This is a genomic window from Mesorhizobium sp. M0854, assembly GCF_040319815.1.
Taxonomy (GTDB): domain Bacteria; phylum Pseudomonadota; class Alphaproteobacteria; order Rhizobiales; family Rhizobiaceae; genus Mesorhizobium.
The window spans coordinates 1-26,589 of record NZ_JAMYOL010000004.1 but is presented as its reverse complement, the minus strand read 5'-3'; the positions used below and the strand labels follow the sequence as shown (position 1 = coordinate 26,589).

Genomic DNA, 26,589 nt, shown 5'->3' with positions numbered 1-26,589 from the left:
GCAAGGCAACACGCTCCAGCAATCCATCCAGCCAGAGGCAGGCCCTATGACCGAACATCGCACCCCTGACGCCCATTTCCGCACCAGCCTGCTCGAGGAAAACGATGGGCCAGGAGCCAATCCCACCGACAACCGCACCATGGGTGAGATCATCGCCGCGCGGTTCTCGCGCCGCGGCTTCCTCAAGGGTTCGCTTGCCGTCTCGGCCATAGCCGCTACCGTCAGCCCGCTGGCGCTGATCACCGCCGACAACGCCCGCGCCGCCAAAGGCTCCGCCTTCGCTTTCGACGAGCTCGAGGCCGGCATCGACGACAAGCATCACGTCGCACCTGGCTATGACGCCGACGTGCTGCTGCGCTGGGGCGATCCGCTGTTCGCCGATTCGCCGGGATTCGATCCGACAAAACAGTCGGCGGAAGCCCAGGCCAGACAATTCGGCTACAACAACGACTATGTCGGTTATATCCCGATCGACGGCTCGGCCGAGCACGGCCTGCTGGTCGTCAATCACGAATACACCAATCCGCACCTGATGTTTCCGGGTCTCGTCACCATCGTCGATGGCAAAGCCAAGCAGGCGCCCCTCAGCAAGGAGCAAGTCGATGTCGAGATGGCCGCGCATGGCGGCACTATCGTCGAGATACGCAAGGTATCAGGCAAATGGCAGGTCGTTCGCGACGGCAAGCTCAACCGCCGCATCACCTCCAACACCGAGATCGCGCTCTCCGGCCCGGTCGCCGGCCACGACCGCGTCAAGACCAGCGCCGATCCGACCGGCACGAAGGTCATCGGCACCATCAACAATTGCGCCGGCGGCGTCACGCCGTGGGGCACCTATGTCATGGCCGAGGAGAACATCCACGGCTATTTCTCGGGCGAGCTGCCGCAGGGGCATAAGGAAGCCGCCAATTACAAGCGCCTCGGCATTCCCGAAGGTGCCTATGAATGGGCAGCGCATTACGACCGTTTCGACATCGGCAAGGAGCCGAACGAGCCGAACCGCTTCGGCTGGATCGTCGAGGTCGACGTCCAGGATCCGACTTCGGCGCCGAGGAAGCGCACCGCGATGGGGCGCTTCAAGCATGAGGGCGCCGAATCGATCGTCGCCAAGGATGGCCGTGTCGTCTTCTATCTCGGCGACGACGAGCGCTTCGACTATGTCTATAAGTTCGTCACCACAGGCAAGTTCGATCCGGACAACCGCGCCGTCAACATGGATTTGCTCGACGACGGCACCTTGCATGTAGCCAAGTTCGCCGACGACGGTTCGGTCGAATGGCTGCCGATCGCCTTCGGCCAGGGGCCGCTGACGGCGGAGAACGGCTTTGCCGGCGAGGCCGATGTGCTGATCGAGACGCGCCGCGCCGCCGACCTGGTCGGCGCCACCAAGATGGACCGCCCGGAAGACATCCAGCCCAATGCCGCCAACGGCAAGGTCTATGTCATGCTGACCAACAATTCGAAGCGCAAGGCCGACCAGGTCGACGCCGCCAACCCGCGTGCCGAAAATGCCTTTGGCCACATCATCGAGATCGTCGAGGACGGCGGTGATTTCACCGCGACAAAGGGCAGGTGGGAAATCCTGCTGAAATGCGGCGATCCCGCTGTGGCCGAAGTCGGCGCCACCTTCTCGACCGCAACCACCGCCAATGGCTGGTTCGGCATGCCGGACAATTGCACGGTAGATTCGGCTGGCCGCCTCTGGGTCGCCACCGACGGCCAAGGCCCGAAAGCCACCGGCCGCACCGATGGTCTGTGGGCTGTCGATACGGAGGGGACGGCACGGGCGACATCAAAGCTGTTCTTCCGCGTGCCGATCGGCGCCGAAATGTGCGGTCCCCTGTTTGCGCCGGACGACCAGACCGCCTTCGTTGCGGTCCAGCATCCGGGCGACGGCGGCGAGGACTGGGAGGCTTTCGGCCGTCCGTCCTACTATGAGGATTTGTCGACGCGCTGGCCCGACTTCAAGCCGGACATGCCGGTGCGCCCGGCGGTCGTTGCCATCACCAGGCAAGGCGGCGGCAAGATCGCGGTCTGACACGCAGCCAGCTCTTGCATCTCGAGGAAGGATTTCGGCGGTACGAAATCCTTCCTTCCGATACGGGATGCATCCATGCTGCGCATCATGCGCCGACTAATCATTCGGTGCGCTGAACCACGGCCACATTCATTGTGCTTCGCAACCTGAAGCCGATGGACTCGTATAACGCTATGGCCGCGGCGTTGCTGGCATAGGCGTGGAGATAGGGAACTTCGCCGCGCGCCACTATCCGGTTTGCCACGAACAGGGACAGCAGCTTTCCTAGGCCACCGCCGCGAAATTCCGGATGTGAGCACACCCCGCTGAGTTCGGAATAGCCAGGTTGCTTCATGCGCTCGCCGGCCATTGCCGCAAGCCTGCCCTCGATTTTCACACCCCAAAAATCGCCCAGGCTCAAGGCTTCGAGCGTGAATGGGCCAGGCTTGGTGAGCAATGCCAGGGCGAGCATCTCAGCAGCATCGTCTCGGGTCAGACGATGCACGCGCGGGTCGGAGACGATCTGCAATGGCTGCTCGGCGATCATCTGAACCCCGGCTGCGGTCGAAGTCGCGGAAAGCCCCGTGGGCAGAGCAATCGCGTCCGCTTGAAGCAGGATCACACTCTCGCCCGGGGAGACAAGCTTTTCGAGCGCCAGCAGGCTTTCCGGGTCGTCCGCGCCAGTGGCGGCGAAAGGGACGATCGACGGCCGATATCGCATGGCGAGGTTGTCACCCTCCGCGAAGGCCCGATGTCGCGTCTGAAGCGCGCTCCAGATAGGGCGGTCGAGCAAATGTCTCATTGCGCGGCACCCTCAGGCTTATTTACACGACGGTCGAGAGGGGTAGCGGCGAGACCGTCCTCGATGGCAGCCAGCTGCTCAAGAAGCGGCCCCGAAAAACCCGCGCACAAATCCGCGACCACGTTCTCGATGCAAGGCCAGACGTCGCGCTTTGCGACATCGACCAGCCGCCGCCCGTCCCGAGTAAGCGAGACGATCCTGCGCCGCTGGTCATCGGTCGACGGACTGACTTCGAGCAGTCCCAATTCGGCCAGAAGCGAGACGCTTCGCGTTACGCCTGGCTGCGCGATGCCAAGGGATTGCGCCAGTTCCCCGACCGACAGCGGACCCAGCCTGTCGAGCGCGGCCAGCAGCGGGTATTGGCTCGCCTGAACCGGGACATCCAGCCTGTCGAGCAGGCGCTGCGCCTCCGCTTGCAGTTGCTCGCCTATACGCTTCAGCCTGCTGCCCAGGCACAGAAAGCCAAGCGATCGTATGACGTCTTCCATAGGCCAATTCATCCCCATGAACATCGATAACATGATATATAACAATGCATGAAAAGCAAGATCGAGGCATTCAAGCGCGGGTTCCAGGCATCGGGCGCAGGCCTATCGCCTTCGGCAAGGAAAGGTCGATCGGTCAGGCTGCTTCGCCTGGACGAGGCCCGTTCGATCAGTTGCGCAGCCGGTAGCCGGTCCTGAAGATCCAGGCGACGATCGTTATGCAGATGAGCAGGAAGACCACCGTCATGCCGAGGCTGACGCCGACCGAAACGTCGGACTTGCCGTAGAAGCTCCAGCGGAACCCACTGACCAGGTAGACCACCGGGTTGAACAGCGTCACCGTGCGCCAGATGCCGGGCAGCATGTTGATCGAATAGAAGCTGCCGCCGAGGAAGGTCAGCGGCGTGATGATCAGCAGCGGCACCAGCTGCAGCTGCTCGAAGCTCTTCGCCCAGATGCCGATGATAAAGCCGAACAGGCTGAAGGTCACCGCCGTCAGCACCAGGAAGGCGAGCATCCAGAACGGATGCTCGATCGTCAGCGGCACGAACAGCGAGGCCGTCGCCAGGATGATCAGGCCAAGCACGATCGACTTTGTCGCCGCGCCCCCGACATAGGCGATGACGATCTCCAGATAGGACACCGGCGCGGACAGCAATTCGTAGATCGAGCCGACGAATTTCGGAAAATAGATGGCGAAAGAGGCGTTGGAGATCGATTGCGTCAGCAGCGACAGCATGATCAGCCCCGGTACGATGAAGGCGCCGTAGCTGATGCCGTCGATCTCGGTGATGCGCGAGCCGATGGCCGAACCGAAGACGACGAAATAGAGCGACGTCGAAATCACCGGCGAAACGATGCTCTGCAGCACAGTGCGAAGGGCGCGCGCCATCTCCACCCGATAGATCGCCCATACCGCATGAAGATTCATGGCCGCGCGCGGGTTCATGCCGGTTTCCTCACCAGGTTGACGAAGATCTCCTCGAGCGAGCTGTTTTCCGTATCGATGTCGCGGAACTGGATGCCGGCCGCCTCGAGCTCGCGGATCAGCGAGGCGACCCCCGGTCGTTCGCTCTGGTTGTCATAAGTATAGGTCAGCTGTCCGCCATCCGGCGAAAGCTCCAGCGCGTAGTGCGAAAAAGCATCGGGAACGGTGGCCAGGGGACTGCGCAGTTCCAGCACAAGCCGTTTGCGGCCAAGCTTGCGCATCAGCTCGGCCTTGTCCTCCACCAGCACGATCTCGCCGCGGTTGATGACGCCGACGCGGTCGGCCATCGCCTCGGCTTCTTCGATGTAATGCGTGGTCAGGATGATGGTGACGCCGTCTTCGCGCAGCCGGCGCACCATCGCCCACATGTCCTGGCGCAGCTCGACGTCGACGCCTGCCGTCGGTTCGTCGAGGAACAGGATGCGCGGTTCGTGCGACAGCGCCTTGGCAATCATCAGCCGGCGCTTCATGCCGCCGGACAGCGTAATCGCCTTGGCGTCCTTCTTGTCCCAGAGCGACAGGTCGCGCAGCACTTTTTCGACGAACGCCTTGTCCGCCGGCTTGCCGAACAGGCCGCGGCTGTAGTTAACCGTCGCCCACACGCTCTCGAAGGCGTCGATGGTCAGTTCCTGCGGCACCAGCCCGATCAGACTGCGCGCGGCGCGGTAGTCGCGGTTGATGTCATGGCCGTCGACGGTGACGGAACCCGACGAGCGGTTGACGATGCCGCAGACGATCGAGATCAGCGTTGTCTTGCCGGCGCCATTCGGCCCGAGCAGCGCAAAGATCTCGCCGCGCACGATGTCGAGATTGATCTCCTTCAGCGCCTTGAAGCCGGTGGCGTAGGTCTTGGAGACCCCGGAAATCGAGATGATCGGCTGCATGGCTGAAAACGACTGCTTGAAACAGAGTTGTTGGTTTAATCCGCTGAATGTCGGTTCGCAAATCCGGATGTCAATGGCGCTTCTGACAGTTCTGGACATCGAGGTTCGCCGGAATAGGCAACACCTGCCCGGTCGTCCAGCCAAATTCCACGCAACAGCAGATTAACCGCACTGCGGCGTTCCGCCTCGCGGCGGGACGCCGCTTTGACCGTCCGGTGCATCAAGCCTATCCTTCAACAAACAAGCAGCAGCCGGAGCCGCCATGGACCCGCTCATTCTGTCGCGCATACAGTTCGGCGCGAACATCTCGTTCCACATCCTGTTCCCGGCGATCACCATCGCGCTCGGCTGGGTGCTGCTGTTCTTCAAGCTCCGCTACAACGCGACAAACGATTCCGCCTGGATGCGCGCGTATTTCACCTGGGTTAAGGTATTCGCGCTGTCCTTCGCCATGGGCGTAGTTTCCGGCGTCACCATGAGTTTTCAGTTCGGCACCAACTGGCCGGGCTATATGGAGACGGTCGGCAACATTGCCGGCCCGCTGCTGGCCTACGAAATCCTGACCGCCTTCTTCCTCGAGGCGGCGTTCCTCGGCATCATGCTGTTCGGCTTCCGCCGCGTCTCGAACCGCGTCCATACGCTGGCGACGGTGCTGGTGGCCGGCGGCACCACCTTGTCCGCCTTCTGGATCATCGCGCTCAATTCGTGGATGCAGACACCGGCCGGTTTCGAGATGCGCAATGGTGTTGCGCACGCCACCGACTGGTGGGCCGTTGTCTTCAATCCGTCCATGCCCTACCGGCTCGTCCATATGCTGCTTGCTTCGGGGCTGACCGTCTCGTTCCTGATCGCCGGCCTGTCGGCGCTGCGCTATCTCTACGGCGATCGCTCGGAATCGATGTGGAAGGCCTTGCGCACCGGCGTCTTCACCGCCGCTATCCTGATTCCCATCCAGATCTTTGCCGGCGACCAGCACGGCCTCAACACGCTGGAACACCAGCCGCAGAAGATCGCCGCCATGGAAGCCAACTGGAACACCGGTCCCAACGTGCCGTTGGTGCTGTTTGCTCTTCCCGATGAAGCGGCCAAGGAGAACAAGTTCGAGCTCACCATTCCGGATGGCGCCAGCCTCATCCTCAGGCACAGCGCCGGCGGCATCGTGCCGGGTCTGAACGATTATGCCGGCAACCATCCGCCCGTATTTCCGGTGTTCTGGGGCTTTCGCATCATGGTCGGCACCGGCCTCCTGATGCTCGCCGTCTCCTGGTCGGCGGCCTTCTTCCTCAAGCGCCGCCACGGCCTGCCCAAGCCGCTGGCGCTTGTCATGGTGCCGATGGCGCTGTCCGGCTGGCTGGCGACGCTGGCCGGCTGGTACACCACCGAGATCGGCCGCCAGCCCTGGCTGGTCACCGGCGTGCTGCTTACCGCCGATGCTGTCGGGCCGGTCGCCGGCAGCCATGTCGCGCTGTCGCTCGCGGTCTATCTCATCCTCTACGTGCTGCTCTTGATCGCCTATCTCGGCGTGTTGGTGCATCTGGCATTGAAGGCGGCGAAGGATGGTGACACCTCGCCGCTACCGGGCGTCATGAACAGGCCGCTGTCGCAGCCGGTTGCGCAACCAGGAGAAACATCATGAGCGTCGACTGGCCGACCCTGCTGCCTCTGATCTTCGCCGGGCTGATGGGCCTCGCTATCCTGATCTACGTCATCCTCGACGGCTTCGATCTCGGCATCGGCATCCTGTTCGCCGCAGCCGAAGACACCGAACAGGATACGATGATCGCCGCCATCGGCCCGTTCTGGGACGCTAACGAGACCTGGCTGGTGCTGGCGGTCGGCCTGCTGCTGGTCGCCTTTCCATTGGCGCACGGCACCATTCTGACGGCGCTCTACATTCCGGTCTTCGTGCTGCTGGTCGGCTTGATCCTGCGCGGCGTCGCCTTCGATTTCCGCGCCAAGGTGCCGGCCGGCAGGAAGCACCGCTGGAACCGCATCTTTTTCCTCGGCTCGGTCATCGCGTCGCTGGCGCAAGGTTATATGCTCGGCGTCTATGTGCTCGGCCTCGACGTCGGCCCCGGCGGCGTCGCTTTCGGCGCGCTGGTGGCGCTCTGCCTTGCCGCGGCCTACGCGGCGATGGGCGCGGCCTGGGTCATCTATAAGACCGAAGGCGATCTGCAGAAGAAGGCGGTGCTGTGGCTGCGCACGGCGCTGGTGCTGACCGCGCTCGGCATGGTCGCGGTATCGCTGGCCACGCCTTTTGCCAGCGCGCGCATCTTCGACAAATGGTTCGTCTGGCCGGCCATGCTCTATTTGTCGCCGCTGCCTATCCTGTCGGCAGTGCTGTTCCTGTGGCTGTGGCGCCAGACCTTCCATCTGCCGAAACCCGGCGACCGCCACGCGCTGCTCCCGTTCCTGACATTGGCCGCGATCTTCACGCTCGGCTTTGCCGGCCTCGCCTGGTCGTTCTACCCCTTCGTGGTGCCCGACCGGCTGACCATCTGGCAGGCTGCTTCGGCACCCGAAAGCCTGGCCGTCATCCTGGTCGGGACGGTCGTCGTGCTGCCGATCATCATCTTCTATTCGTTCTTTGCCTACCGGGTGTTCGCCGGCAAGGCGACGGATCTGACCTATGACTGACCGGCATCGCCGTCGCAGCCTGAAACAGAATATTCATCTTCAAGCGGAATAACCTTCTCTGGCCGGCCCAGCAGAATCGCCGGCAAGAAGAAGGGCAACAGAATGAACCCCTTTTCTGCGGCAGGACAGGATCGGCTGCTGCTTTTGCTGATCCGGACGGTCGCGCTGATCGGCGCACTCGCGCTTGCCGGCCTGCTGCCGGCCATGCCGCAGGCGCATGCCCAGGACGCGGCCAACTGGACGGGCGTGTGGGACACGAAGTGGCGCGGCGGCGGCGCCCAGATCAAGTTCGAGCAGACCGGCACTGACGTAAAGGGCGTGTACCCGCTTTATAACGGCCGTATCGAGGCCAAGGCCGAAGGCGACAAGCTTGTCGGCCACTGGTTCGAAGGCGACCGCCAAGGCGCCTTCACCTTCGTCCAATCGCCTGACGGCGGCAGCTTCATGGGCCGCTTCGATGCCGCCACCGCCGAATGGTGGACAGGTGTGCGCGTCAGCGCCGTCGAGGACGTCCGTGTCGACCAGTCGAGCCCGATGAGCACCATGCGCTCGTTCCTGCAGACGATGAACGAGAGCGGCGCCGACAATGTGCCGCGCGCCACCGGCGGCGGCATGGGTCTTGCCGGTCTGGCAGCGGGTCTCGTCGACGTCACCGAGGCCGACCGCGGCGGCCTCAACATGCCCGATTACACCAAGCTTCTGTTCACCGTCATCGACAACGCGACGTTCCGTCTGTGGAGCCTGCCGCATGATGCGATTTCCGGCGACGAGGTGACGGCGACGCTGCCGCAATACGGCACCAGGGTCTCCTTCGCCGTCACTTTTCGCCGCAAGAATGGCGACTGGTTCATCGTCGGGCCGCCACTTGGCCAGCTCCAGGCAAAGCTCGCCGAATTCCAGGAAGCGCGTGGCGAAGCCGTCGACATGGTCGACGATCCGAGCAGGCTCGCCTCGCCGCGCGACACGTTCAAGATACTGTTGAGCGGCCTCACCGAAGCCGGCGACCCGGCCCAGGCGGCACTCGACCTGCGCAACTACAGTCAGGCGGTGCGTGGCGACGAGGCGTTCCTGCTCGAGCGCTATCTCAAAAAGGTCATCGACCGCATCGGCTACGTCTATTGGCAGGAGATCCCCGACGATCCGAAGAGCAACACCCCCTTCGTCTATTTCGAGCATCCCGCCGGCAACATCGTCATCGGCCCGGTCGAGACTGAGAAGGGCAAGATCTGGCAGTTCACGCCCGAGACGCTCGCCCACATCCGCGCGCTCTACGCCGATGTCGAAGACGTGCCGGTGGCGCCGGAATTCGCCGCTTTCGCCAGCACCGACCCGTTCTTCATCGCCCGTGGCCTCGCCCGCGAGATCAGCCCCGGCCTGCTTACCCGCGCCGGCCCGATGGAGCGCTGGCAATGGTCGATGCTCGGCCTTGCCGCACTGGCCGGCATCGTCTTCGGCTTCATCGCCAATGCGCTGATTTCCTTGTTTGTGCGAAGGACGGACAGCCCGGCCTTCTTCCGCATTGTCGAATGGGCGGTGCGCTCGATCGTGCTTGGCTTCTTCCTGCTGTTGACGCTGCGCCCGCTCGGTCTGCCGCAAGTGGTCGCCGCCCCGGTCAAGGCAATCGCCTGGAGCCTGGTCGTGATTGGCGCCGTGCCGGTGGTCTGGCACCTGATCGGCAAGGTCGCCGACCATTACCGTGGACTGTGGCAGGTGCCCGGCTATCACGACACGCTGATTTCGCTGTCCACCGGCGTGGCGCGCGTCGCCGTGCTGGTCGTCGCCTTCCTGCTGCTGGCCGAAGTGCTCGCCATCCCCTACGAAGGCGTCATTGCCGGTCTCGGCATCGGCGGTCTGGCGGTGGCGCTGGCCGCGCAGCCGACGCTGCAGAACTTCCTCTCCGGCCTGACGCTCTATGCCGATCGGCCGGTCAGCGTCGGCGACTTCTGCAAGTTCGGCGACCAGTCCGGCACGATCGAGCATATCGGCATGCGCTCGACGCGCATCCGGTCGCTCGACCGCACGATCATCTCGGTGCCAAACTCGGATTTCGCCGGCATGCAGATCGAGAACTACGCGCATCGCGACCGCACCCGGTTCGCGACGACGCTGCAGCTGCGCTACGAAACGACGCCCGATCAGCTACGTTACGTCCTGGCCGAGCTGCGCAAGCTGCTGATTGCCCATCCGCGCGTCATCGATGAGCCGTGCCGCGTGCGCTTTGCCGGCTTCGGCGCCTATTCGCTCGACATCGACGTGTTCACCTACGTCAAAACCGCCGACGTGGCCGAGTTCCAAGCCATCCGCGAGGACATCCTGCTGTCCATGATCAACATCATGGATGATGCCGGCGCGCAGTTCGCCTTCCCTTCGTCACTGGAATACAGAGCCACCGACCTTCCGGTCGACGACGAAAAACGCATCGCCGCGGAGAAAAGGGTCAGCGCTTGGCGCGAGGCGCAAAACCTGCCTTTCCCCGACTTCAGCCAGATCGACAAATTCGCCCTCAACAACACACTTGCCTACCCGCCTGAGGGCTCGGCGCTTTATCGCGAGACAGAACCCGACCCGGACTCGGCCGAGGCAAAGGCGACGCTGGAGAAGGTGCGCTGGAGCCTGCCCTGGAAAAAGGGGGAGTAGTGCGAAGCGCGGGGCCTGCTGATCTCCCCCCTTGAGGGCAGGGCTATCGCATTTGGATTCTTACGAAGATGGACCCCCACCCTAACCCTCCCCACAAGGGGGAGGGAATGCTGCCGCGCGCCCTTACTTCCCCAACGGAAGTCTCCCTCCCCCTTGTGGGGAGGGGTTAGGGGTGGGGGTACGTCGTAGAGCGAAAGCCTCGGCGTTCCATCTGCGATAGCCCTGCCCTTGAGGGGGAGATGTCGCTGAAAGCGACAGAGGGGGGTCGCCGCGCGTGGAGTGCCAATTTCGTCTTCCTCGATATGCCGGACCGCGTCGCGCCAACCGAACCGACCCCCTCTGGCCTGCCGGCTATCTCCCCCTCAAGGGGGGAGATCAGCAGGCCCCAAAAGCTCAGCTCTTGTTGGCGGCCAGCACCAGCACCGGCTTTTCGCGGTAGAGGTTGGGGAACAGCCGCTTCAGGTTCTCGACCTTGGGCAAATCGTTGTAGACGATATAGGGGTAGGTCGGGTTGAGCGTCAGAAAGTCCTGGTGATAGTCCTCGGCCGGATAGAAGGTCTTGCCGGTCTCCAGCGTCGTCACGATCGGCTTGGGAAACACCTTGGCCTTGTCGAGCTGGGCGATGTAGCTTTCGGCGATCTTTTTCTGCGTGTCGTTTTCGGCAAAGATCGTCGAACGGTACTGGGTGCCGCTGTCCGGACCCTGGTAGTTCAATTGCGTCGGGTTGTGCGCCACCGAGAAATACACCTGCAGCAGCTGGCCGTAGGTCACCTTGGACGGCTCGTAGGTGATCTCGACGGATTCGGCATGGCCCGTCCGGCTGGTGCCGACCATTTCATAGACGGCCGTGTCCTTGTCGCCGCCGGCATAGCCGGAAACGGCGCTGGTAACGCCCTTGACGTGCTGGTACACGCCTTGCACACCCCAGAAGCAGCCGCCGGCGAAGACCGCCTTTTCGGTGCCGGCGGTGGCCTTCTCGTCCATTGCCGGCGGCGGGATCACCACCGCGTCTTCGGCCGAAACTGCCGGCGTCTGCCAGAATACGGCCGCGGCGGCCGTGACGATGAGCGTGGCAAGTGCTGCTTTTGCGAAAATCGACGATCGTTTCACGACTCCGGTCATGTCTGATCTCCCATGATGCTGGTTTGGATTATACGACGGATAGGTCCGCCGGGCTCTCACATTGCTGTGCGCATCGCCTATTTGGCCGGAGCCATGGCATCGCAGGCCTTGGTCGCTTCGGCTTTCTTCATGGCGTCCGTCTCGGCGGCGGCCTTGTTCATGCAGTCGGCCTTCATCGGATCGCCCGCCTTCATCGCAGTCGTGGCCATCGCGTCAGCCGCCATGGCGCCCGTTGCCGGCTTCATGGCGTTTGTCGCCATCGCCGGCTTCATCGCATCTTCGGCCCGCGCCGCGCCTCCGGCGAACAGCGCCGTCGAGCAAAGTGCGAAGGCGAGTGCCGCCAGGGTCGGGCGATTGGTCAAACGATTGGTCATGATGATCTCCTAGGGTTCTGGCAGGGTTGATCGCATGCGGCGGCGCCGCTGCGCGTTGTGAAAATTTCGGCAGGGTTTCTAGTTCGTAGCGGCAGCAAGGATCGGCCCGCCGCCCGGCACCTGCACCAGCACCGCTGTGCTGAGGCCGCCCGTCACCGCCGGCAGCGGCAGTGCGGTGGCGTCGCCGGTCCAACTGCCCAGCCTGGTCAGCGAATGCACGACATTGGCGTGCGGCAGCGTGCGGCCGGTGTTTTCGCCGCGCGCCACCGGCACCTCGACGACGCCCTTGCCGTAACGCACCAGCCAGACGTCGGCCTTGCCGCCGGGCACCGGACCGGCGCCGATGCTGACCTTTCCGCCGGCGAGCGACAGCGAAGGTCCGTCACCGTGGCCGCCGCTCGAAATCAGCTGCTCGATCTCGCCCGGCCTGGCGCCGACGGCATCGGCCCTGCCGTTGACCACCACTTGCGGCGTGAACGGGCCGGAACGGCCGAGCGACGGTTCATAGCGGACCTGGCGCTGCGTGAATTCTTCTTTGCCGAATGTGTCCTTCCAGCCGAGATAGTCCCAGTAGGTGACGTTGAAGGACAGCGCCAGCACGCCGGGCCGGTCCTTGACCTTGATCAGATTGGCGTTGGCCGGCGGGCAGGACGAGCAGCCCTGGCTGGTGAACAGCTCGACGACGGTCAGCGTCCGTCCGGCGGCCGCGCTGGTTGCCGACAGCACAGTCGCGGAAAACAGTGCCGCGGCGAGCCCCATCAGGGCTGTGCTGCGTTTCGCTGTCGATCCGGGCATCGCATTTCTCCTGCGCAGACATCGTGTCATGTCCACACTTCGCCGCCGACGCACGCTTCGTTACAGCATCACCGCTTCGTGATTGAGGAGAAGTCCGAGTTCCTAGAGCATTGGCGAGGGCCGAGGCGATGTCCGATCTCCCCCTTGAGGACCCACAAGGGGGAGGTAGGCACTCAAGTCGCCCCTATTGTGTGAGCACGGTTTCCGAAGGCCGCTTGTTGAACGCGCACTTGCCGGTCACAAAATAGGAAAAATCGGTATCATCTATGGTGTTGTTGGTAAGTGATCCGCCATCTTCCCACGCTTGACTGCCGGTGATGCCGCACGGCACGGCCTCAAAGATGTCGACAGTCGTATTGGCCAGCGTCTTGACCTTGTCGATGAACAATCGGTCGGACGTGGCCGGATCGTCCGATCTCAGGGTTTCTTTCGTGCCCGAGGCCAGATAGCCGCCGCCAAGACCAGGATTGGGATTCGGAATCTTCATCTCCAGAGACAGGTTATCCATGTCCTTCACGTCGATCACCGCACCGGCGCCGGTCGCGGGATACATCGTGTTGACGCAGGTGGTTGCGTATTTCCTGGTACCGCTGATCTGAGTGATTGTGCCGGTGGGCAAGCCATAGAAGCTGGTCACCGTGACGGTCGTGCATACTTGTTTCTGGACCAGCGTCTCCGTCGTTCCGTTGATCGTGTAAACAGAGGACGTCCCGTAGCCTTTGGGATCGCCAAACCTGTTGTACGCGTAGGAGATCCTCATTAGCTTGTTGGCCACCGTGTCCCCGAATTTGGTGCCGTAGAGCGTCACCGTCTTGTCCCACCAGCCAGAGATCTTGTCGACCTTGAACGTGGCCTCCACCAATGCCGGCCGCTTTGTCACTGCCGACGCAACGCCGACCTGCACCGTGTTGATCCTGGCGATCTGCATGAAATTCGTCGGCATGGCAAAGCCGGCCGAAGCCTTGATGCTGGCGGCGCCGTCGGTGGCGACGACGAAGCTGTCGAGCTTGGCCGTGCCTTGCCCGCCATTGGCCAGGTATGCCTCCTGCAGTTTTACCTGGCGGTCCGCCAGTGAGGTGTCCGTCGCAAGCGTCGTGATCGACAGCGACGCTGCATCGAGGGCGTTCTGCATCGATGCCCTGGTTGAAACCGCAGAGGTATAGTCGATGGAAAAACCCAATGCGGCAACCATCGGGATAAGCAAGATGGCGAGCAATGGCGCGAACGAGCCGCTCACCGATTTGAGAAATTTGCGTGCTGACAACGGCATTCCGATCCCCCCGAACGGCGATAGACCGGTGGGCTATCACGCCGGGCGCGAACTATGCTCTAATCTCATGGATCAAAGTTTAACGACTTTGCCGCCCCGCCGCCGCACCCGCGCCCCGCCGCTTGCCGATGTAGCGTGCCCCTGCTAAAGCGCGCCGCATGACCACGCCGATCAAAAACATCCGCAACTTCTCCATCGTTGCCCATATCGACCATGGCAAATCCACGCTTGCCGACCGGCTGATCCAGTCGACCGGCGGGCTGGAGCTGCGCGACATGAAGGAGCAGGTGCTGGACTCGATGGACATCGAGCGCGAGCGCGGCATCACCATCAAGGCGCAGACGGTGCGGCTGAAGTACCACGCCAACAATGGCCAGGATTATATCCTCAACCTGATCGACACGCCCGGCCATGTCGACTTCGCCTATGAAGTGTCGCGCTCGCTCGCTGCCTGCGAAGGTTCGCTGCTGGTCGTCGACGCCTCGCAAGGCGTCGAGGCGCAGACGCTGGCCAATGTCTACCAGGCGATCGACAACAACCATGAGATCGTCGTGGTGCTGAACAAGGTCGACCTGCCCGCCGCCGAGCCCGAGCGCATCCGCGAACAGGTCGAGGAGGTGATCGGCATCGACGCCTCCAACGCCGTGCTGATCTCGGCCAAGACCGGGCTAGGCATTCCCGACGTGCTGGAAGCCATCGTCAACGATCTGCCGCCGCCGCGCGAGGGCGACATCACGGCCCCGCTGAAGGCGATGCTGGTCGACTCCTGGTACGACGCCTATCTCGGCGTCATCGTGCTGGTCCGCATCATCGACGGCGTGCTGAAGAAGGGCCAGACCATCCGCATGATGGGCACCGGCGCCAGGTACCTGGTCGAGCGCACCGGCGTCTTCACGCCCGCCCGCGTCAATGTCGACGAGCTCGGCCCCGGCGAGTTCGGTTTCTTCACCGGCTCGATCAAAGAAGTCGCCGACACTCGCGTCGGCGACACCATCACCGAGGACAAGCGCCCGACGGCACAAGCGCTGCCCGGCTTCAAGCCGGCGCAGCCGGTGGTGTTCTGCGGCCTGTTCCCGGTCGACGCCGCCGACTTCGAGGATCTGCGCGCCGCCGTCGGCAAGCTGCGCCTCAACGACGCCTCCTTCTCCTTTGAAATGGAAACCAGTGCAGCACTCGGCTTCGGCTATCGCTGCGGCTTCCTTGGCCTGCTGCATCTCGAAATCATCCAGGAGCGGCTGGAGCGCGAGTTCAATCTCGACCTTATCGCCACCGCGCCTAGCGTCGTCTACCGCCTGCTGTTGAACGACGGCACGGTCAAGGAACTGCACAACCCGGCCGACATGCCCGACGTGGTCAAGATCGCGGCCATCGAGGAGCCGTGGATCCGCGCCACCATTTTGACCCCCGACGACTATCTCGGCGGCATCCTGAAACTCTGCCAGGACCGGCGCGGCATCCAGGCCGACCTCTCCTATGTCGGCAAGCGCGCCATGCTCATCTACGATCTGCCGCTCAACGAGGTGGTCTTCGACTTTTACGACCGGCTGAAGTCGATCTCCAAGGGCTACGCCTCCTTCGACTATCACCTCACCGACTACAAGGAAGGCGACCTGGTCAAGATGTCGATCCTGGTCAACGAGGAGCCGGTCGATGCGCTGTCGATGCTGGTCCACCGCACGGCGGCGGAAAAGCGCGGCCGCCAGATGTGCGAGAAGCTGAAGGAGCTGATCCCGCACCATCTGTTCAAGATCCCGATCCAGGCGGCCATCGGCGGCAAGGTCATCGCCCGCGAAACGATCTCGGCGCTGCGCAAGGATGTGACGGCCAAGTGCTACGGCGGCGACGTCTCGCGCAAGCGCAAGCTGCTCGACAAGCAGAAAGAGGGCAAGAAGCGGATGCGCCAGTTCGGCAAGGTGGATATCCCGCAGGAGGCGTTTATCCAGGCGCTGAAGATGGGCGATTGAGGACGGCGGAACCAATTATGACGAAACGCTGTATTCTAAGAGATCATCATCGTCATCTATCTGTGCCACCACAGTATTAGCTTCAGCAAATTGGCGAATTGCTATTTGTTGTCCAATCCGATTCTTTTTCGGTGCTACTCGCGAAAACAGGCTCACATTTCCGTCTATCCAGTCTCCAAACAGAGTACTATTTAGAAATTTTGACCGGTTGCTCGCGGAACGCTCCAATGCTCCAAGATCAATCGCCGTTGTGAAGTCATCATCTATACTTTCATAGTACTCATGAAGCATCATGTGCGCAAATACGAAGATAACAAAATTATCATCCGAAATAGCACCCATATCAACGTCGCTTAAATGGTGTCTGTTGCCGAAATAAATTATAGATCTACTTGAAATCTCTAAGTTGAATGTTCCCACCTGCGACTGGAGGGTCTCCCAAACTAGATGAAACAAGTAGAGCAAAGGGGTTGCCTTTGCCGAGAAAATATCCGTGGGATGGCCTACAATCAGGTCGATCACCTTCGCGGCGTCGGTAGCCCGCATATCTACGTCACTATGGCCATGCCGATTGGGGCGCCAGAGCCTTAGCCCAAACTTTCGAGCCAAGGTCCAATCCGGCTCGCGATCAAGATCTACAATAAGCTTGACGATATAGGGCGACAGAGCTTGCTTGGATCGCAGGCTTGGCAAGAGATCATCGTCCACGAACGAACAAATGTCGGGATCGTTAGTATGGCCATAAAGTGCCTCGTAGACCTTCTGCGTGGCCCTGATATCTTTAAGCCGAGATACCGCACTCAGCCTTCGGATAGCTGGTGCCACAATCACTGATCGCAGAGGACTCTTCGTGCGAAGCAGCGTGGCTAGCGGCTCATAGGTAGTACTTTCTATAGCTTCGCTAGAGATGACCTTAGACAGCTTAGCCAAGGTAGCAGCCTCAGGAAGTAGGTATTCAATTGAGGCGGCCGCAAAAGCTATAAATCCCGGCCTTCCCCTTCCTTTGCTCTCGACTTCGCTAGCGAGAAGCTGTCCAGCTGTAGTTGCCGCGCTGCGCTTGTTTCTAACTCTCGCCTGCAAGGCCAGGTGCGATGATAAGATCCTTTGGCCGCCCTCAGTCTGACGTAAGATATACCGCACAAGGTCCTCGGTTTTTTCGTACTTCGCTTCAAGCCATCGAGCGTAGAAGAATTCCAGAAATGTTCGGTGGGTGAATTCGAATACCCCGTCACCGACCTCGTGCAAAATCCAAGCGCGCCCCGTCAAATGCTCAACAAGTTTCGCGGCGGCTTCCGAGGCACGACCCTCCCTGTTATCAACGTAGTCATTTCGAAAGAATCGTTTGGCTTCGTTTTCGAGCGCATCTTTACTAAGTCGACCGCCGAGGGCCTCGTCTTCAAATATGACCGAAGCAAGATGCATCAGTAGATCATAGAGGCGATAGCGTTCCGGTAAGCTAGGATTGATATTTCGGAAGCTATCCCACCGGTCAAAAAGCAAATCTGCGCACGATGAGTAAAGATCGAAGCGGTTGTCCGGTATTTCCCGTTTCTTTGAATGTATTATAGCTATCAGCGTCAATAGCAGAGGATTAGAAATTAGCTCCACAGCTTTGTTATGCGCGTTCTGAATAAATGAATTAAATTGCGCAGCTGATGTGGATTGCCCTCTCGCCACAATATGCTTATTTACGTTATAGAACAGCTGTTCCATACCATCGTGTGTCAGTCCAAGCACGATGTAGTGATCAAAATTTCTAACTGGCGTCGTCTCATAGCCAACTATCCTAGAGGTTAGCAGAAAACGACTCAGTGGATACCGGTCGCAAAAGCCGCGAACCTTCTTGACGATTTCTTCGCGATTGCCGAGACTGAGGACCTCATCAAGACCGTCGAAAACCAAGAAAAATCGCCCAGTTCCAAGCAGGTAGTGGACTATCGCTGATATCTGTTCGATAGGAATACCTGGTGTTGACTGGGAAATTTGGCCGGCTATATAACCTAGGAAGGTGATCGCTTTATCTTGGTCCCATTCTGCGACATAGCTCCTGAGTTGCAAAAAGAATGGAATCTGCGGATCCCCACTTCGGAACGCCCGGGCGACTTCCAGGCAAAGCTTTTTGGACAGTGTGCTTTTCCCGCCCCCAGGATCGCCTAGAATCACAGCTCGATCGACTTGTTCTAGGAGAATGTGCCACTGGGTAGCCGCCCGTCGCGGATAGTAGTGTTGATGTCGCTGCGATCCGTATCGTATCGCGTCTTGATAGTTGCCCAGATGTTCGACAGGTGTTGAAACGAACATTTCGTCAAGATCGACGCGGAGCACTTCGCCGGAGGCACCATGCACATCTATTTGAGAGCAAAAGCCCTCTGTTTCGTTCACCAGTGACTCGGCAATATGACGTTGATCGTCTGTCTCAATGAACGGCAGATCTTGCAGATCGCCACTCTGCCCTCTGTCTGAAAGGGCTTGGGCTATAGATACTTCGGTCCGCCGCACGCGTTCCTCTGTTCGGGACAACTGTTCGATTGAGCGAAGTCGAGGGCGAAGATTGAGACCTTCGCTGTCTGCTAAGCTGGACGAAATTGACCACAGCCTATCTGACAAGGAAGGATTAGAGATGGCTCCGTCGGTAGAGAATTCCACCTCCAAGCGATCGATCAATCGGCGCCCGAATTTCGGGTCGATTTTAGTAGCGGCTGCGTCTAGCAGGTGGTCAAGCAATCGTGAGGAAGAAACGGTGGTCAATACACGATAAGTAGTACCATTCAAGAGACCGGCGGAACCAAAGGCTTGAATTAAGTCTGCTTGTAAGCTCGTCTCGGTAGTAGTTCTAAGCTCAGCTGACCGGCGTATCAAGTACCGACGCGAAAGACGAGATACGATGTAGTTACTTATTTTTTTTGTGAAAACGTCTAGACCGGTCACCGATGCGATAGCAGAAATTGTCATCAATCCACCCCATTCACGCTGCGCTCGCTGCCAAGCCTAGTATAGAAGACGATCACTAAAGCTACAATACATTGAAAGCAGAAAGCAATCGCATTTGCCACTTCATTCGTCTAGGTGGCGGTCGGTAGGTCATATTTGGACGATGCCGGCCCTGCGCTATCCTCTTTCAGCTCGGAGAGATATCAAATGCTTTCCACCTTGGATATCGTCGCCGAGATCGACCTCGCGATCGGTGGCGCCCTTGGCCTCGCTGGCACCTTCGTGGCGAGCGCCGCCCTTCGCGAAACGCTCTGGACGATCGAAGGCGTGGCACTCATGGAGGCGACCGAGCTGTTGACGATGAAGTATCACCGGTACGGCAATGACTAGGTGGCAGCCGGATTCTGACCTTTCTCGCCAGCGAGAGCCCGCTGATGGGTGGCAATGCGGCCGGGCTTGAAGCCAGCGTGCCCTCCTATGTCGGCGGTATCTCGCCTGGGCGGCGACGCTGGTCATAGTCAGCGCGCCGAAATCCTTGGCGCTGTGGAGGCGGCTTACCGTGGTGGCTGTACTGTTCGTCGTGTCGGGCGGCCTAGTCATCTAGGGCGCTCCTTTGCTGCCAACCTCGACGCACCTGCTGGCCGCCTCCTCTCCGGTTTGCTACGCAAACCACCTCTCCCCCACGAATGGAGCGACGAAACGCCAATCGCCGAAAGCCTCGTAAGACATGGGTTCCTCGCCCCGGCGAAACCGGGGACAGGTGGCCGCGATGCGGCCGGAGAGGGGTCTTTCTTAGCAACGCCATGCCTTTAGCGAAGTGAACATCGCCGACGCCCCTTTGACCCCTCCGACCCTCTATGCCATGCTCTCGTCCGCGGCCGGGCAGGCCGTCTCATTCCGGGGGGAATATCCATGTCATTTTACGCTTTCGCGCGGCGCATCGCCGTCGCGCTCTGTCTTGCCGCATTGTTTGCGACCGTCGCGCATGCCGGCGATGTCACCTTCGAGATCAAGAACAGCCATCCGAACGCCATGCGCGTCGAGCTCTACAGCCAGGACCGCGATCATGTCTGGCCGGGCAACAATCAGGATTACTATCTCAACGACGGCGAGACCAAGGCGATCCCGCTGTCCTGCAGTGACGGCGAATCGATCTGCTACGGCGCCTGGGTCGATGGCGACGAGAATACCTATTGGGGCGTCGGCCCCGGCAATACGGAAAAGTGCGACGACTGCTGCTACACCTGCAGTGGCGGCGAGACCGAGGAAATCGATCTGGTTCCGTGACGTGGCAGATCTCCCCCCTTGAGGGGGAGATGTCGCCAAAGGCGACAGAGGGGGTCGCCGCGCATAGAGCGCCAACCTGTTCTGCAGCAGCAGGCCGAGTCCGGTCGTGCCGACCCCCTCTGGCCGCTGCGCGGCCATCTCCCCCCACAATGGGCAGGGCTATTGCAGATGGAAAGCCGAGGCTTTCGCTCTACGACGTACCCCCACCCCTAACCCCTCCCCACAAGGGGGAGGGAGACTTCCGTTGGCGCTGACCTCGGCAAATTGCCTGCCTTTCGGCGCCAAAAGGGGAAGTAAGGGCGCGCGGCAGCATTCCCTCCCCCTTGTGGGGAGGGTTAGGGTGGGGGTCCATCTTCGTAAGAATCCAAATGCGATTGCCCTGCCCTCGAGGGGGGAGAGGGCCGTCCCGCGAGTGCAGGCCGGCACCGGAATTCAAAGCTGAAACAAAAAACCCGCCTCGGCAGGCGGGTCGTTGGAGCCAATTGGCACCATACACAAATTAGTAGCATAGCTGCCGGCACAAAGCAAGAACAAATGTGGTGCTGCGAGCAAAAAATGGGAATTCCCTTAGCGCCGCGCCCGAGGTCGGCCCTCACGAGGGGGAGAATGCTGCCTTGACGTCGTCCTGACTGTCGCCATAGCGTAGTCCGACAGGAGACCCACCCATGGCAGTGGTCGAAGGCGAGAAGATCGACATCGGCTTTTCGGGAAAACGCTGCATCCATTCGCGCAACTGCGTGCTTGGCGATCCGCATGTTTTCGTGCCCAACGCGCCCGGTCAGTGGATCCATCCGGATGCGGCCAGCGTCGAGAAGATCGTGGCGCTCGCCGAAGCCTGCCCGTCCGGCGCCATCACCTATGTCCGCAAGGATGGCGGGCCGCAGGAACAGCCGCCGGTGGTCAACATTGTGCGCATAAGGGAAAACGGTCCGCTTGCCGTCCATGCCGAGATCGTGTTGGGCGGCGAAACGTTTTACCGCGCCACGCTCTGCCGCTGCGGCGCCTCGGAAAACAAGCCGTTCTGCGACGGCAGCCACACCAAATCGGGCTTCACCGCCACCGGCGAGCCGGCGCTGAAGGACGCGCCGGCGCTGGAGGTGCGGAATGGCCCGCTGACCGTCACACCGACGACCAACGGCCCGCTCAAGCTCGAAGGCAATGTCGAAATCGTCACCGGCACCGGCCACACGGTCGACCGCACGCAACGCACCTTCCTCTGCCGCTGCGGCCACTCCGCCAACAAGCCGTTCTGCGATGGCTCGCACAAGCGCGTGGGGTTTGTCGGCTAGCCTAGCGATCTCCCCCCTCGAGGGGGAGATCTCGCCGAAGGCGACAGAGGGGGTCGGTACGTCCTGACGCCAACGCCATCGCGGCCAGAGAATGCCGGGGCTCCACGCGCGGCGACCCCCCTCTGTCGCTTTCAGCGACATCTCCCCCTCAAGGGCAGGGCTATCGCAGATGGAACGCCGAGGCTTTCGCTCTACGACGTACCCCCACCCCTAACCCCTCCCCACAAGGGGGAGGGAGACTTCCGTTGGCGCTGACCTCGGCAAATTTGCCTGCCTTTCGGCGCCAAAAGGGGAAGTAAGGGCGCGCGGCAGCATTCCCTCCCCCTTGTGGGGAGGGTTAGGGTGGGGGTCCATCTTCGTAAGAATCCAAATGCGATTGCCCTGCCCTCGAGGGGGAGATTACGCTGCCTTGGCCCAGCGCTCGTGCCTTTATCGGCCCGTTCATATCCGCTAAGGGGCGGAGACGAATTCTCCGGACCCAAATATGACCGCCAAGCCCAAACCCTCACCCCTGTTCCTCGGCATCGACACCGGCGGCACCTATACCGACGCCGTGCTGTGGTCGGAGGCCGGCGGGCCAAGCGGGAAGGTGTTGGCCAAGGCCAAGGCGCTGACCACGCGCCATGATCTGGCGGTCGGCATCTCCGGCGCGGTCGATGCGGTGCTCGAAATGGCCGCCACCGACCCGGCAGCGATCAAACTGGTGTCGATGTCGACGACGCTAGCCACCAATGCGCTGGTCGAGGGCCAGGGCGGGCGCGTGGCGCTGGTGATGATCGGCTTTGCCGAGGGCGACCTTGCCCGCGACGGGCTGAAGGCGGCGCTCGGCACCGACCCGGTGGTGTTCTGCCCCGGCGGCCACGATGTCCATGGCAATGCGGCAAAGCTCGATCTTTCCGGGCTGGAGGCAGCTTTGCCGGAACTGGAAAAGTCGGTGTCCGGCTTTGCCGTCTGCGCCTATTTCGCCACCCGCAACCCGGCGCATGAGCTAAGCGCGCGGAACCTGATCCGCGACAGGACCGGCCTGCCGGTCACCGCCAGCCACGAACTGTCGGCCAAGCTCGGCGGCCCGCGCCGGGCACTGACGACATTGCTCAACGCCAGGCTGATCTCGATGATCGACCGGCTGGTCGCGGCAACCGAAGGCTTTTTGGCCGCGCGCAACATTGCCGCCCCGCTGATGGTGGTGCGCGGCGACGGCGCTCTGGTCTCGGCTGCCTTTGCCCGCCAGCGGCCGATCGAGACCATCCTGTCCGGCCCGGCCGCCAGCCTTGTCGGCGCCCGCCACATGACCGGCCTCGACGATGCGGTGGTCTCCGATATCGGCGGCACCACCACCGACGTCGCCGTGCTCGACAAGGGCCGGCCGCGGCTCGATCCGGAAGGCGCCACCGTCGGCGGTTTCCGCACCATGGTCGAGGCCGTCGCCATGCGCACTTTTGGCCTCGGCGGCGATTCCGAAGTGGCGCTGGAGGATGGCGCGCTCAATCCGAGAATCCTGCTCGGCCCGCGCCGCCTGGTGCCGCTGGCGCTGGCCGGCTTGATGCATGGCGAGGCCGTCACATCAGAGCTCGAACGCCAGCTGCGCGCGCCCAATCCCGGCCGCATGGATGGTCGGCTGGCGGTGCGCACCGGCGTGCCGGAGCGGCTGGCGGCCGGACTGACCGGCGCCGAAGCCAAGCTTTACGAGCTGATCGGTGCTGTGCCGCAGGCTCTCGACAGATTGCTGACCTCGAACGCCCAGAACGCCAGCTTGAACCGGCTGGTATCGCGCGGGCTGGTGCATGTCGCCGGCTTCACGCCGTCGGACGCCGCGCATGTGCTGGGCAGGCAGGCCAATTGGGATGCGGCCGCGGCGCGTCTGGGTGCCGAGCTGTTCGCGCGCAGGCGCGACGGCCGCGGCCAGTTCATCGCCGCCTCGCCGGAGGCGATCTCGGAACGGGTGCTGACCGCGCTGACCCGCCTGTCGGCCGAAGTCATCCTCGAAACCGCCTTTGCCGAGGACGGGCTGGATGGCGCTGCGACCGTCGCCCATGCCCTGGTCCAGCGCGCCGTCGACGCGCATCCCGGCATCGCCCGCTTGAGCGTCGCGCTCGACCGTCCGGTGATCGGCCTCGGCGCCTCGGCGCCGCTGCATTATGCCGGTCTGGCCGAGCTGGTCGGCAATCGATGCGTGGTGCCGCAGGATACCGATGTCGCCAACGCGCTCGGCGCCGTCGTCGGCCAGGTCCGGGTATCGGCCGAGGCGCGGGTCAGCCAGCCCAAGGAAGGGCTGTTCCGCGTTGCCTCAGGTGAAAGCGTGCGCGATTTCAACGACGAAGCAGCGGCGATCGCCGCAGCGGAGAAAGATGTGCGCGCGATTGCCGCCGCGCGGGCTAAGGACGCCGGCACCGACAGCGCCGAGATCGAAATCGCCAGCGAGTTCCGCGTCTCCACAGTAGAGGGCCAGCGCATGTTCATCGAGGCGCATGTCGTGGCGGTGGCGTCGGGACGGCCAAGGATTGCGGTGTGAGCGCGTAATCGCCCACCTCGAGGGGGGAGATCGGCAGCGAAAACGCCCTACCTTCACCCTGAGCTGAATTGACCCTGCCACCGTGACATGCCAAAGGCCCGGCCTAGCCTTTCGTCTGGAGAAGCCCTGATGACCGATCGCGTCGAGATCGCCGGATTGCGGATTGCCCGCGAGCTTCATGATTTTGTCGTGAACGAGGCGCTGCCGGGCACCGGCATTGAAGCGGAGGCATTCTGGAGCGGTTTTTCGGCGATCGTCCATGATCTCTCGCCAAAAAACCGGGCGCTGCTCGAAAAGCGCGATGCCATGCAGGACAAGCTTGACCGCTGGTATCGCGACAATGGCGCGCCCGTCGACATGGAGGCCTACAAGACGTTCCTGCGCGAGATCGGCTATCTCGAGCCCGAGGGGCCGGCGTTCAGCGTGACCACCGAAAATGTCGACCCGGAAATCGCTTTGGTTGCCGGGCCGCAGTTGGTAGTGCCGGTGATGAACGCGCGTTATGCGCTGAATGCCGCCAATGCGCGCTGGGGCTCGCTGTACGATGCGCTCTACGGCACCGACGCTATCCCGGAGACGGCCGGCGCCGAGCGAGGCAACAAATTCAATCCGGCGCGCGGTGCCAAGGTCGTCGCCTGGGTGAAAAGCTTCTTCGACGAGGCGGTGCCGCTCACCACAGGCAAATGGGCCGGCGTCAACGGGCTTTCGGTCGCCAATGGCATGTTGCGGCTCGGCGAGGGTGCCGGCGCCACCACGCTTGCCGACCTCAGACAGTTTGCCGGCTATCGCGGCGATGCCGCCGACCCCGAAGCCGTCCTGCTCACCAAGAACGGCCTGCACATTGAAATCGTCATCGACCGCAACAACCAGATCGGCCGCACCGATCCGGCCGGCATTGCCGATGTCGTGCTGGAATCGGCGCTGACCACCATCCAGGACTGCGAGGATTCGGTGGCGGCCGTCGATGCCGAGGATAAGGTGCTGGTCTACCGCAACTGGCTCGGCCTGATGAAGGGCGACTTGGCGGAGGAGATCACCAAGGCCGGCAAGAGCTTTGTCCGCAGGCTCAACCCCGACCGCACCCATACCGCGCCGGATGGCGGCACGCTGACCTTGCCCGGCCGCTCGCTGATGCTGGTCAGGAATGTCGGCCACCTTATGACCAATCCGGCGATATCGGACCGCGACGGCAACGAGGTGCCGGAAGGCATCATGGATGCGGCGCTGACGGCGCTGATCGCGCTGCATGACATCGGCGTGAACGGGCGCCGCGCCAATTCTCGCGCCGGCTCGATGTACATCGTAAAGCCCAAGATGCACGGGCCCGACGAAGTTGCCTTCGCCGTCGAGATTTTCGACCGCGTCGAGGCGCTGCTCGGCGTGCCCAAAAACACCATCAAGATGGGCATCATGGACGAGGAGCGGCGCACCACCGTCAACCTCAAGGAGGCGATCCGCGCCGCGAAAGAACGCGTCGTCTTCATCAACACCGGCTTCCTCGATCGCACCGGCGACGAGATACACACCTCGATGGAAGCCGGCCCGATGATCCGCAAGGGCGACATGAAGCAGGCCGCCTGGATTGCCGCCTACGAAGCCTGGAACGTCGACACCGGGCTGGAATGCGGGTTGGCCGGCCACGCCCAGATAGGCAAGGGCATGTGGGCGATGCCCGACCTGATGGCGGCGATGCTGGCCGAGAAAATCGTGCATCCCCAGGCCGGCGCCAACACCGCCTGGGTGCCGTCGCCGACGGCCGCGACGCTGCACGCCACGCACTACCACAAGATCGATGTCCACGCCGTGCAAGCTGCGCTGAAGAGCCGGCCCAAGGCAAAACTCGACGACATCCTGTCGGTGCCCGTCGCCGTCCGGCCGAACTGGTCGCCAGAAGACATCCAGAAGGAGCTCGACAACAACGCGCAAGGCATTCTGGGCTATGTCGTGCGCTGGATCGACCAGGGCGTCGGCTGTTCGAAAGTGCCAGACATAAACGACGTCGGTCTGATGGAGGACCGCGCCACGCTGCGCATCTCCTCGCAGCACATCGCCAACTGGCTGCATCACGGCGTCTGCACGCCCGAGCAGGTCATGGAGACGATGAAACGCATGGCGGCGATCGTCGACCGCCAGAACGAAGGCGATCGGCTCTACCGGCCGATGGCGCCGGATTTCGACAAGTCCATCGCCTTCCTCGCCGCCTGTGACCTGGTCTTCAAGGGGCGCGTGCAACCCAACGGCTACACCGAGCCAGTGCTGCACGCACGGCGGCTGGAGCTGAAGGCGCGGGATAACGGCTGAACCGAAAGCACGATGCACGCCGGCCAAGGGTAAGCGCCGGCGTCCCGCTCCCCCTTGAGGGGAGGGTGGGCCGAAGGGCCGGGTGGGGTCGCCAATGCAGTGCGCCAACCCAATTCTGACGGGATAGTGTGCTGAAGGTTCTGCAAAAAGTTTTGGAGAGAGAACGGGGCTTGCTCTGAGGGGCGAGCGGCCATGGCACGGTGGTGACGTTGCGATCACCGATTCCCGTGGAAGGGGAAGTGCCATGACCAATCGAGACGTTAGACTGAGCAGAGGCGAGTTGAAAGCGTTGCT

Annotated in this window: 19 protein-coding genes; 10 read left to right on the top strand and 9 right to left on the bottom strand. The window is 62.1% G+C overall.

Annotated features, from left to right (window positions below):
• The first annotated feature begins 46 nt into the window (after window positions 1–46).
• Window positions 47–2,038, top strand: a complete 1,992-nt coding sequence (locus tag NKH99_RS08555) for a PhoX family protein (protein ID WP_353013616.1) — start codon at window positions 47–49, stop codon at window positions 2,036–2,038.
• A gap of 100 nt (window positions 2,039–2,138) precedes the next feature.
• Here NKH99_RS08555 and NKH99_RS08550 read toward each other — a convergent pair whose 3' ends face one another.
• The 4 genes from NKH99_RS08550 to NKH99_RS08535 all read right to left on the bottom strand — a co-directional run bounded on the left by NKH99_RS08550 (window position 2,139) and on the right by NKH99_RS08535 (window position 5,176).
• Window positions 2,139–2,819: a GNAT family N-acetyltransferase gene (locus NKH99_RS08550; RefSeq protein WP_353013614.1), complete on the bottom strand. Its 681-nt coding sequence runs from the start codon at window positions 2,817–2,819 to the stop codon at window positions 2,139–2,141.
• Window positions 2,816–3,307 carry a MarR family winged helix-turn-helix transcriptional regulator gene (locus tag NKH99_RS08545; RefSeq protein WP_352903333.1) on the bottom strand — a complete coding sequence of 164 codons (492 nt, stop codon included), beginning with the start codon at window positions 3,305–3,307 and terminating at the stop codon, window positions 2,816–2,818. The genes NKH99_RS08550 and NKH99_RS08545 overlap by 4 nt, the downstream gene beginning before the upstream one ends.
• A gap of 166 nt (window positions 3,308–3,473) precedes the next feature.
• The gene (locus tag NKH99_RS08540; protein WP_352472853.1) at window positions 3,474–4,235 is read right to left on the bottom strand and encodes an ABC transporter permease; all 762 of its coding nucleotides are present in this window, start codon (window positions 4,233–4,235) and stop codon (window positions 3,474–3,476) included.
• 14 nt (window positions 4,236–4,249) lie between these two features.
• Window positions 4,250–5,176 carry an ABC transporter ATP-binding protein gene (locus NKH99_RS08535; RefSeq protein WP_352539812.1) on the bottom strand — a complete coding sequence of 309 codons (927 nt, stop codon included), beginning with the start codon at window positions 5,174–5,176 and terminating at the stop codon, window positions 4,250–4,252.
• A 262-nt stretch (window positions 5,177–5,438) separates the two neighbouring features.
• Between NKH99_RS08535 and NKH99_RS08530 the strand changes: the two genes are divergently transcribed.
• The 3 genes from NKH99_RS08530 to NKH99_RS08520 all read left to right on the top strand — a co-directional run bounded on the left by NKH99_RS08530 (window position 5,439) and on the right by NKH99_RS08520 (window position 10,450).
• Entirely contained in the window at window positions 5,439–6,812 is a 1,374-nt protein-coding gene (locus NKH99_RS08530; protein WP_353013612.1) for a cytochrome ubiquinol oxidase subunit I, read from the top strand.
• Entirely contained in the window at window positions 6,809–7,813 is a 1,005-nt protein-coding gene (locus NKH99_RS08525; RefSeq protein WP_352457875.1) for a cytochrome d ubiquinol oxidase subunit II, read from the top strand. The genes NKH99_RS08530 and NKH99_RS08525 overlap by 4 nt, the downstream gene beginning before the upstream one ends.
• Window positions 7,814–7,915: 102 nt before the next feature.
• On the top strand, window positions 7,916–10,450 hold the full coding sequence (locus tag NKH99_RS08520; RefSeq protein WP_353013610.1) for a mechanosensitive ion channel family protein: 2,535 nt from the start codon (window positions 7,916–7,918) through the stop codon (window positions 10,448–10,450).
• 393 nt (window positions 10,451–10,843) lie between these two features.
• Here NKH99_RS08520 and msrA read toward each other — a convergent pair whose 3' ends face one another.
• The 4 genes from msrA to NKH99_RS08500 form a co-directional block, all read right to left on the bottom strand.
• Window positions 10,844–11,572 carry a peptide-methionine (S)-S-oxide reductase MsrA gene (gene msrA, locus NKH99_RS08515; RefSeq protein WP_352771421.1) on the bottom strand — a complete coding sequence of 243 codons (729 nt, stop codon included), beginning with the start codon at window positions 11,570–11,572 and terminating at the stop codon, window positions 10,844–10,846.
• Window positions 11,573–11,649: 77 nt separating this feature from the next.
• Window positions 11,650–11,946, bottom strand: a complete 297-nt coding sequence (locus tag NKH99_RS08510) for a pentapeptide MXKDX repeat protein (RefSeq protein WP_353013608.1) — start codon at window positions 11,944–11,946, stop codon at window positions 11,650–11,652.
• Between the two features lie 78 nt (window positions 11,947–12,024).
• Window positions 12,025–12,741 (bottom strand): DUF1223 domain-containing protein, encoded by a 717-nt coding sequence (locus NKH99_RS08505; RefSeq protein ID WP_502900012.1) that lies wholly within the window; start codon window positions 12,739–12,741, stop codon window positions 12,025–12,027.
• 184 nt (window positions 12,742–12,925) lie between these two features.
• Entirely contained in the window at window positions 12,926–13,978 is a 1,053-nt protein-coding gene (locus tag NKH99_RS08500) for a TadE/TadG family type IV pilus assembly protein (RefSeq protein WP_353013606.1), read from the bottom strand.
• A 191-nt stretch (window positions 13,979–14,169) separates the two neighbouring features.
• On the opposite strand from NKH99_RS08500, the gene lepA reads away from it, so the two are divergent.
• Window positions 14,170–15,975, top strand: coding sequence for a translation elongation factor 4 (gene lepA / locus NKH99_RS08495; protein WP_352457284.1), 1,806 nt, complete (start codon window positions 14,170–14,172; stop codon window positions 15,973–15,975).
• A gap of 15 nt (window positions 15,976–15,990) precedes the next feature.
• Here the strand turns inward: lepA and NKH99_RS08490 are convergent, their stop codons facing one another.
• Window positions 15,991–18,927: an NACHT domain-containing protein gene (locus NKH99_RS08490; RefSeq protein ID WP_353013604.1), complete on the bottom strand. Its 2,937-nt coding sequence runs from the start codon at window positions 18,925–18,927 to the stop codon at window positions 15,991–15,993.
• A 186-nt stretch (window positions 18,928–19,113) separates the two neighbouring features.
• Here NKH99_RS08490 and NKH99_RS08485 point away from each other — a divergent pair, with 186 nt between their 5' ends.
• The 5 genes from NKH99_RS08485 (at window position 19,114) to NKH99_RS08465 (ending at window position 26,295) form a co-directional block, all read left to right on the top strand.
• Window positions 19,114–19,296 (top strand): hypothetical protein, encoded by a 183-nt coding sequence (locus NKH99_RS08485; protein ID WP_353013602.1) that lies wholly within the window; start codon window positions 19,114–19,116, stop codon window positions 19,294–19,296.
• 522 nt (window positions 19,297–19,818) lie between these two features.
• The gene (locus tag NKH99_RS08480; RefSeq protein ID WP_353013599.1) at window positions 19,819–20,193 is read left to right on the top strand and encodes a hypothetical protein; all 375 of its coding nucleotides are present in this window, start codon (window positions 19,819–19,821) and stop codon (window positions 20,191–20,193) included.
• Between the two features lie 665 nt (window positions 20,194–20,858).
• Window positions 20,859–21,482, top strand: coding sequence for a CDGSH iron-sulfur domain-containing protein (locus NKH99_RS08475; RefSeq protein WP_353013597.1), 624 nt, complete (start codon window positions 20,859–20,861; stop codon window positions 21,480–21,482).
• 484 nt (window positions 21,483–21,966) lie between these two features.
• Entirely contained in the window at window positions 21,967–23,994 is a 2,028-nt protein-coding gene (locus NKH99_RS08470) for a hydantoinase/oxoprolinase N-terminal domain-containing protein (RefSeq protein ID WP_353013595.1), read from the top strand.
• 129 nt (window positions 23,995–24,123) lie between these two features.
• Window positions 24,124–26,295, top strand: coding sequence for a malate synthase G (locus tag NKH99_RS08465; RefSeq protein WP_353013593.1), 2,172 nt, complete (start codon window positions 24,124–24,126; stop codon window positions 26,293–26,295).
• Window positions 26,296–26,589 lie beyond the last annotated feature (294 nt).

Excerpts from the sequence above, each read along its gene's own strand:
- NKH99_RS08555 (WP_353013616.1), top strand. The coding sequence starts at position 47 with ATGACCGAACATCGCACCCCTGACGCCCATTTCCGCACCAGCCTGCTC.
- NKH99_RS08550 (WP_353013614.1), bottom strand. The coding sequence starts at position 2,819 with ATGAGACATTTGCTCGACCGCCCTATCTGGAGCGCGCTTCAGACGCGA.
- NKH99_RS08545 (WP_352903333.1), bottom strand. The coding sequence starts at position 3,307 with ATGGAAGACGTCATACGATCGCTTGGCTTTCTGTGCCTGGGCAGCAGG.
- NKH99_RS08540 (WP_352472853.1), bottom strand. The coding sequence starts at position 4,235 with ATGAATCTTCATGCGGTATGGGCGATCTATCGGGTGGAGATGGCGCGC.
- NKH99_RS08535 (WP_352539812.1), bottom strand. The coding sequence starts at position 5,176 with ATGCAGCCGATCATCTCGATTTCCGGGGTCTCCAAGACCTACGCCACC.
- NKH99_RS08530 (WP_353013612.1), top strand. The coding sequence starts at position 5,439 with ATGGACCCGCTCATTCTGTCGCGCATACAGTTCGGCGCGAACATCTCG.
- NKH99_RS08525 (WP_352457875.1), top strand. The coding sequence starts at position 6,809 with ATGAGCGTCGACTGGCCGACCCTGCTGCCTCTGATCTTCGCCGGGCTG.
- NKH99_RS08520 (WP_353013610.1), top strand. The coding sequence starts at position 7,916 with ATGAACCCCTTTTCTGCGGCAGGACAGGATCGGCTGCTGCTTTTGCTG.
- msrA (WP_352771421.1), bottom strand. The coding sequence starts at position 11,572 with ATGACCGGAGTCGTGAAACGATCGTCGATTTTCGCAAAAGCAGCACTT.
- NKH99_RS08510 (WP_353013608.1), bottom strand. The coding sequence starts at position 11,946 with ATGACCAATCGTTTGACCAATCGCCCGACCCTGGCGGCACTCGCCTTC.
- NKH99_RS08505 (WP_502900012.1), bottom strand. The coding sequence starts at position 12,741 with ATGCCCGGATCGACAGCGAAACGCAGCACAGCCCTGATGGGGCTCGCC.
- lepA (WP_352457284.1), top strand. The coding sequence starts at position 14,170 with ATGACCACGCCGATCAAAAACATCCGCAACTTCTCCATCGTTGCCCAT.
- NKH99_RS08490 (WP_353013604.1), bottom strand. The coding sequence starts at position 18,927 with ATGACAATTTCTGCTATCGCATCGGTGACCGGTCTAGACGTTTTCACA.
- NKH99_RS08485 (WP_353013602.1), top strand. The coding sequence starts at position 19,114 with ATGCTTTCCACCTTGGATATCGTCGCCGAGATCGACCTCGCGATCGGT.
- NKH99_RS08480 (WP_353013599.1), top strand. The coding sequence starts at position 19,819 with ATGTCATTTTACGCTTTCGCGCGGCGCATCGCCGTCGCGCTCTGTCTT.
- NKH99_RS08475 (WP_353013597.1), top strand. The coding sequence starts at position 20,859 with ATGGCAGTGGTCGAAGGCGAGAAGATCGACATCGGCTTTTCGGGAAAA.
- NKH99_RS08470 (WP_353013595.1), top strand. The coding sequence starts at position 21,967 with ATGACCGCCAAGCCCAAACCCTCACCCCTGTTCCTCGGCATCGACACC.
- NKH99_RS08465 (WP_353013593.1), top strand. The coding sequence starts at position 24,124 with ATGACCGATCGCGTCGAGATCGCCGGATTGCGGATTGCCCGCGAGCTT.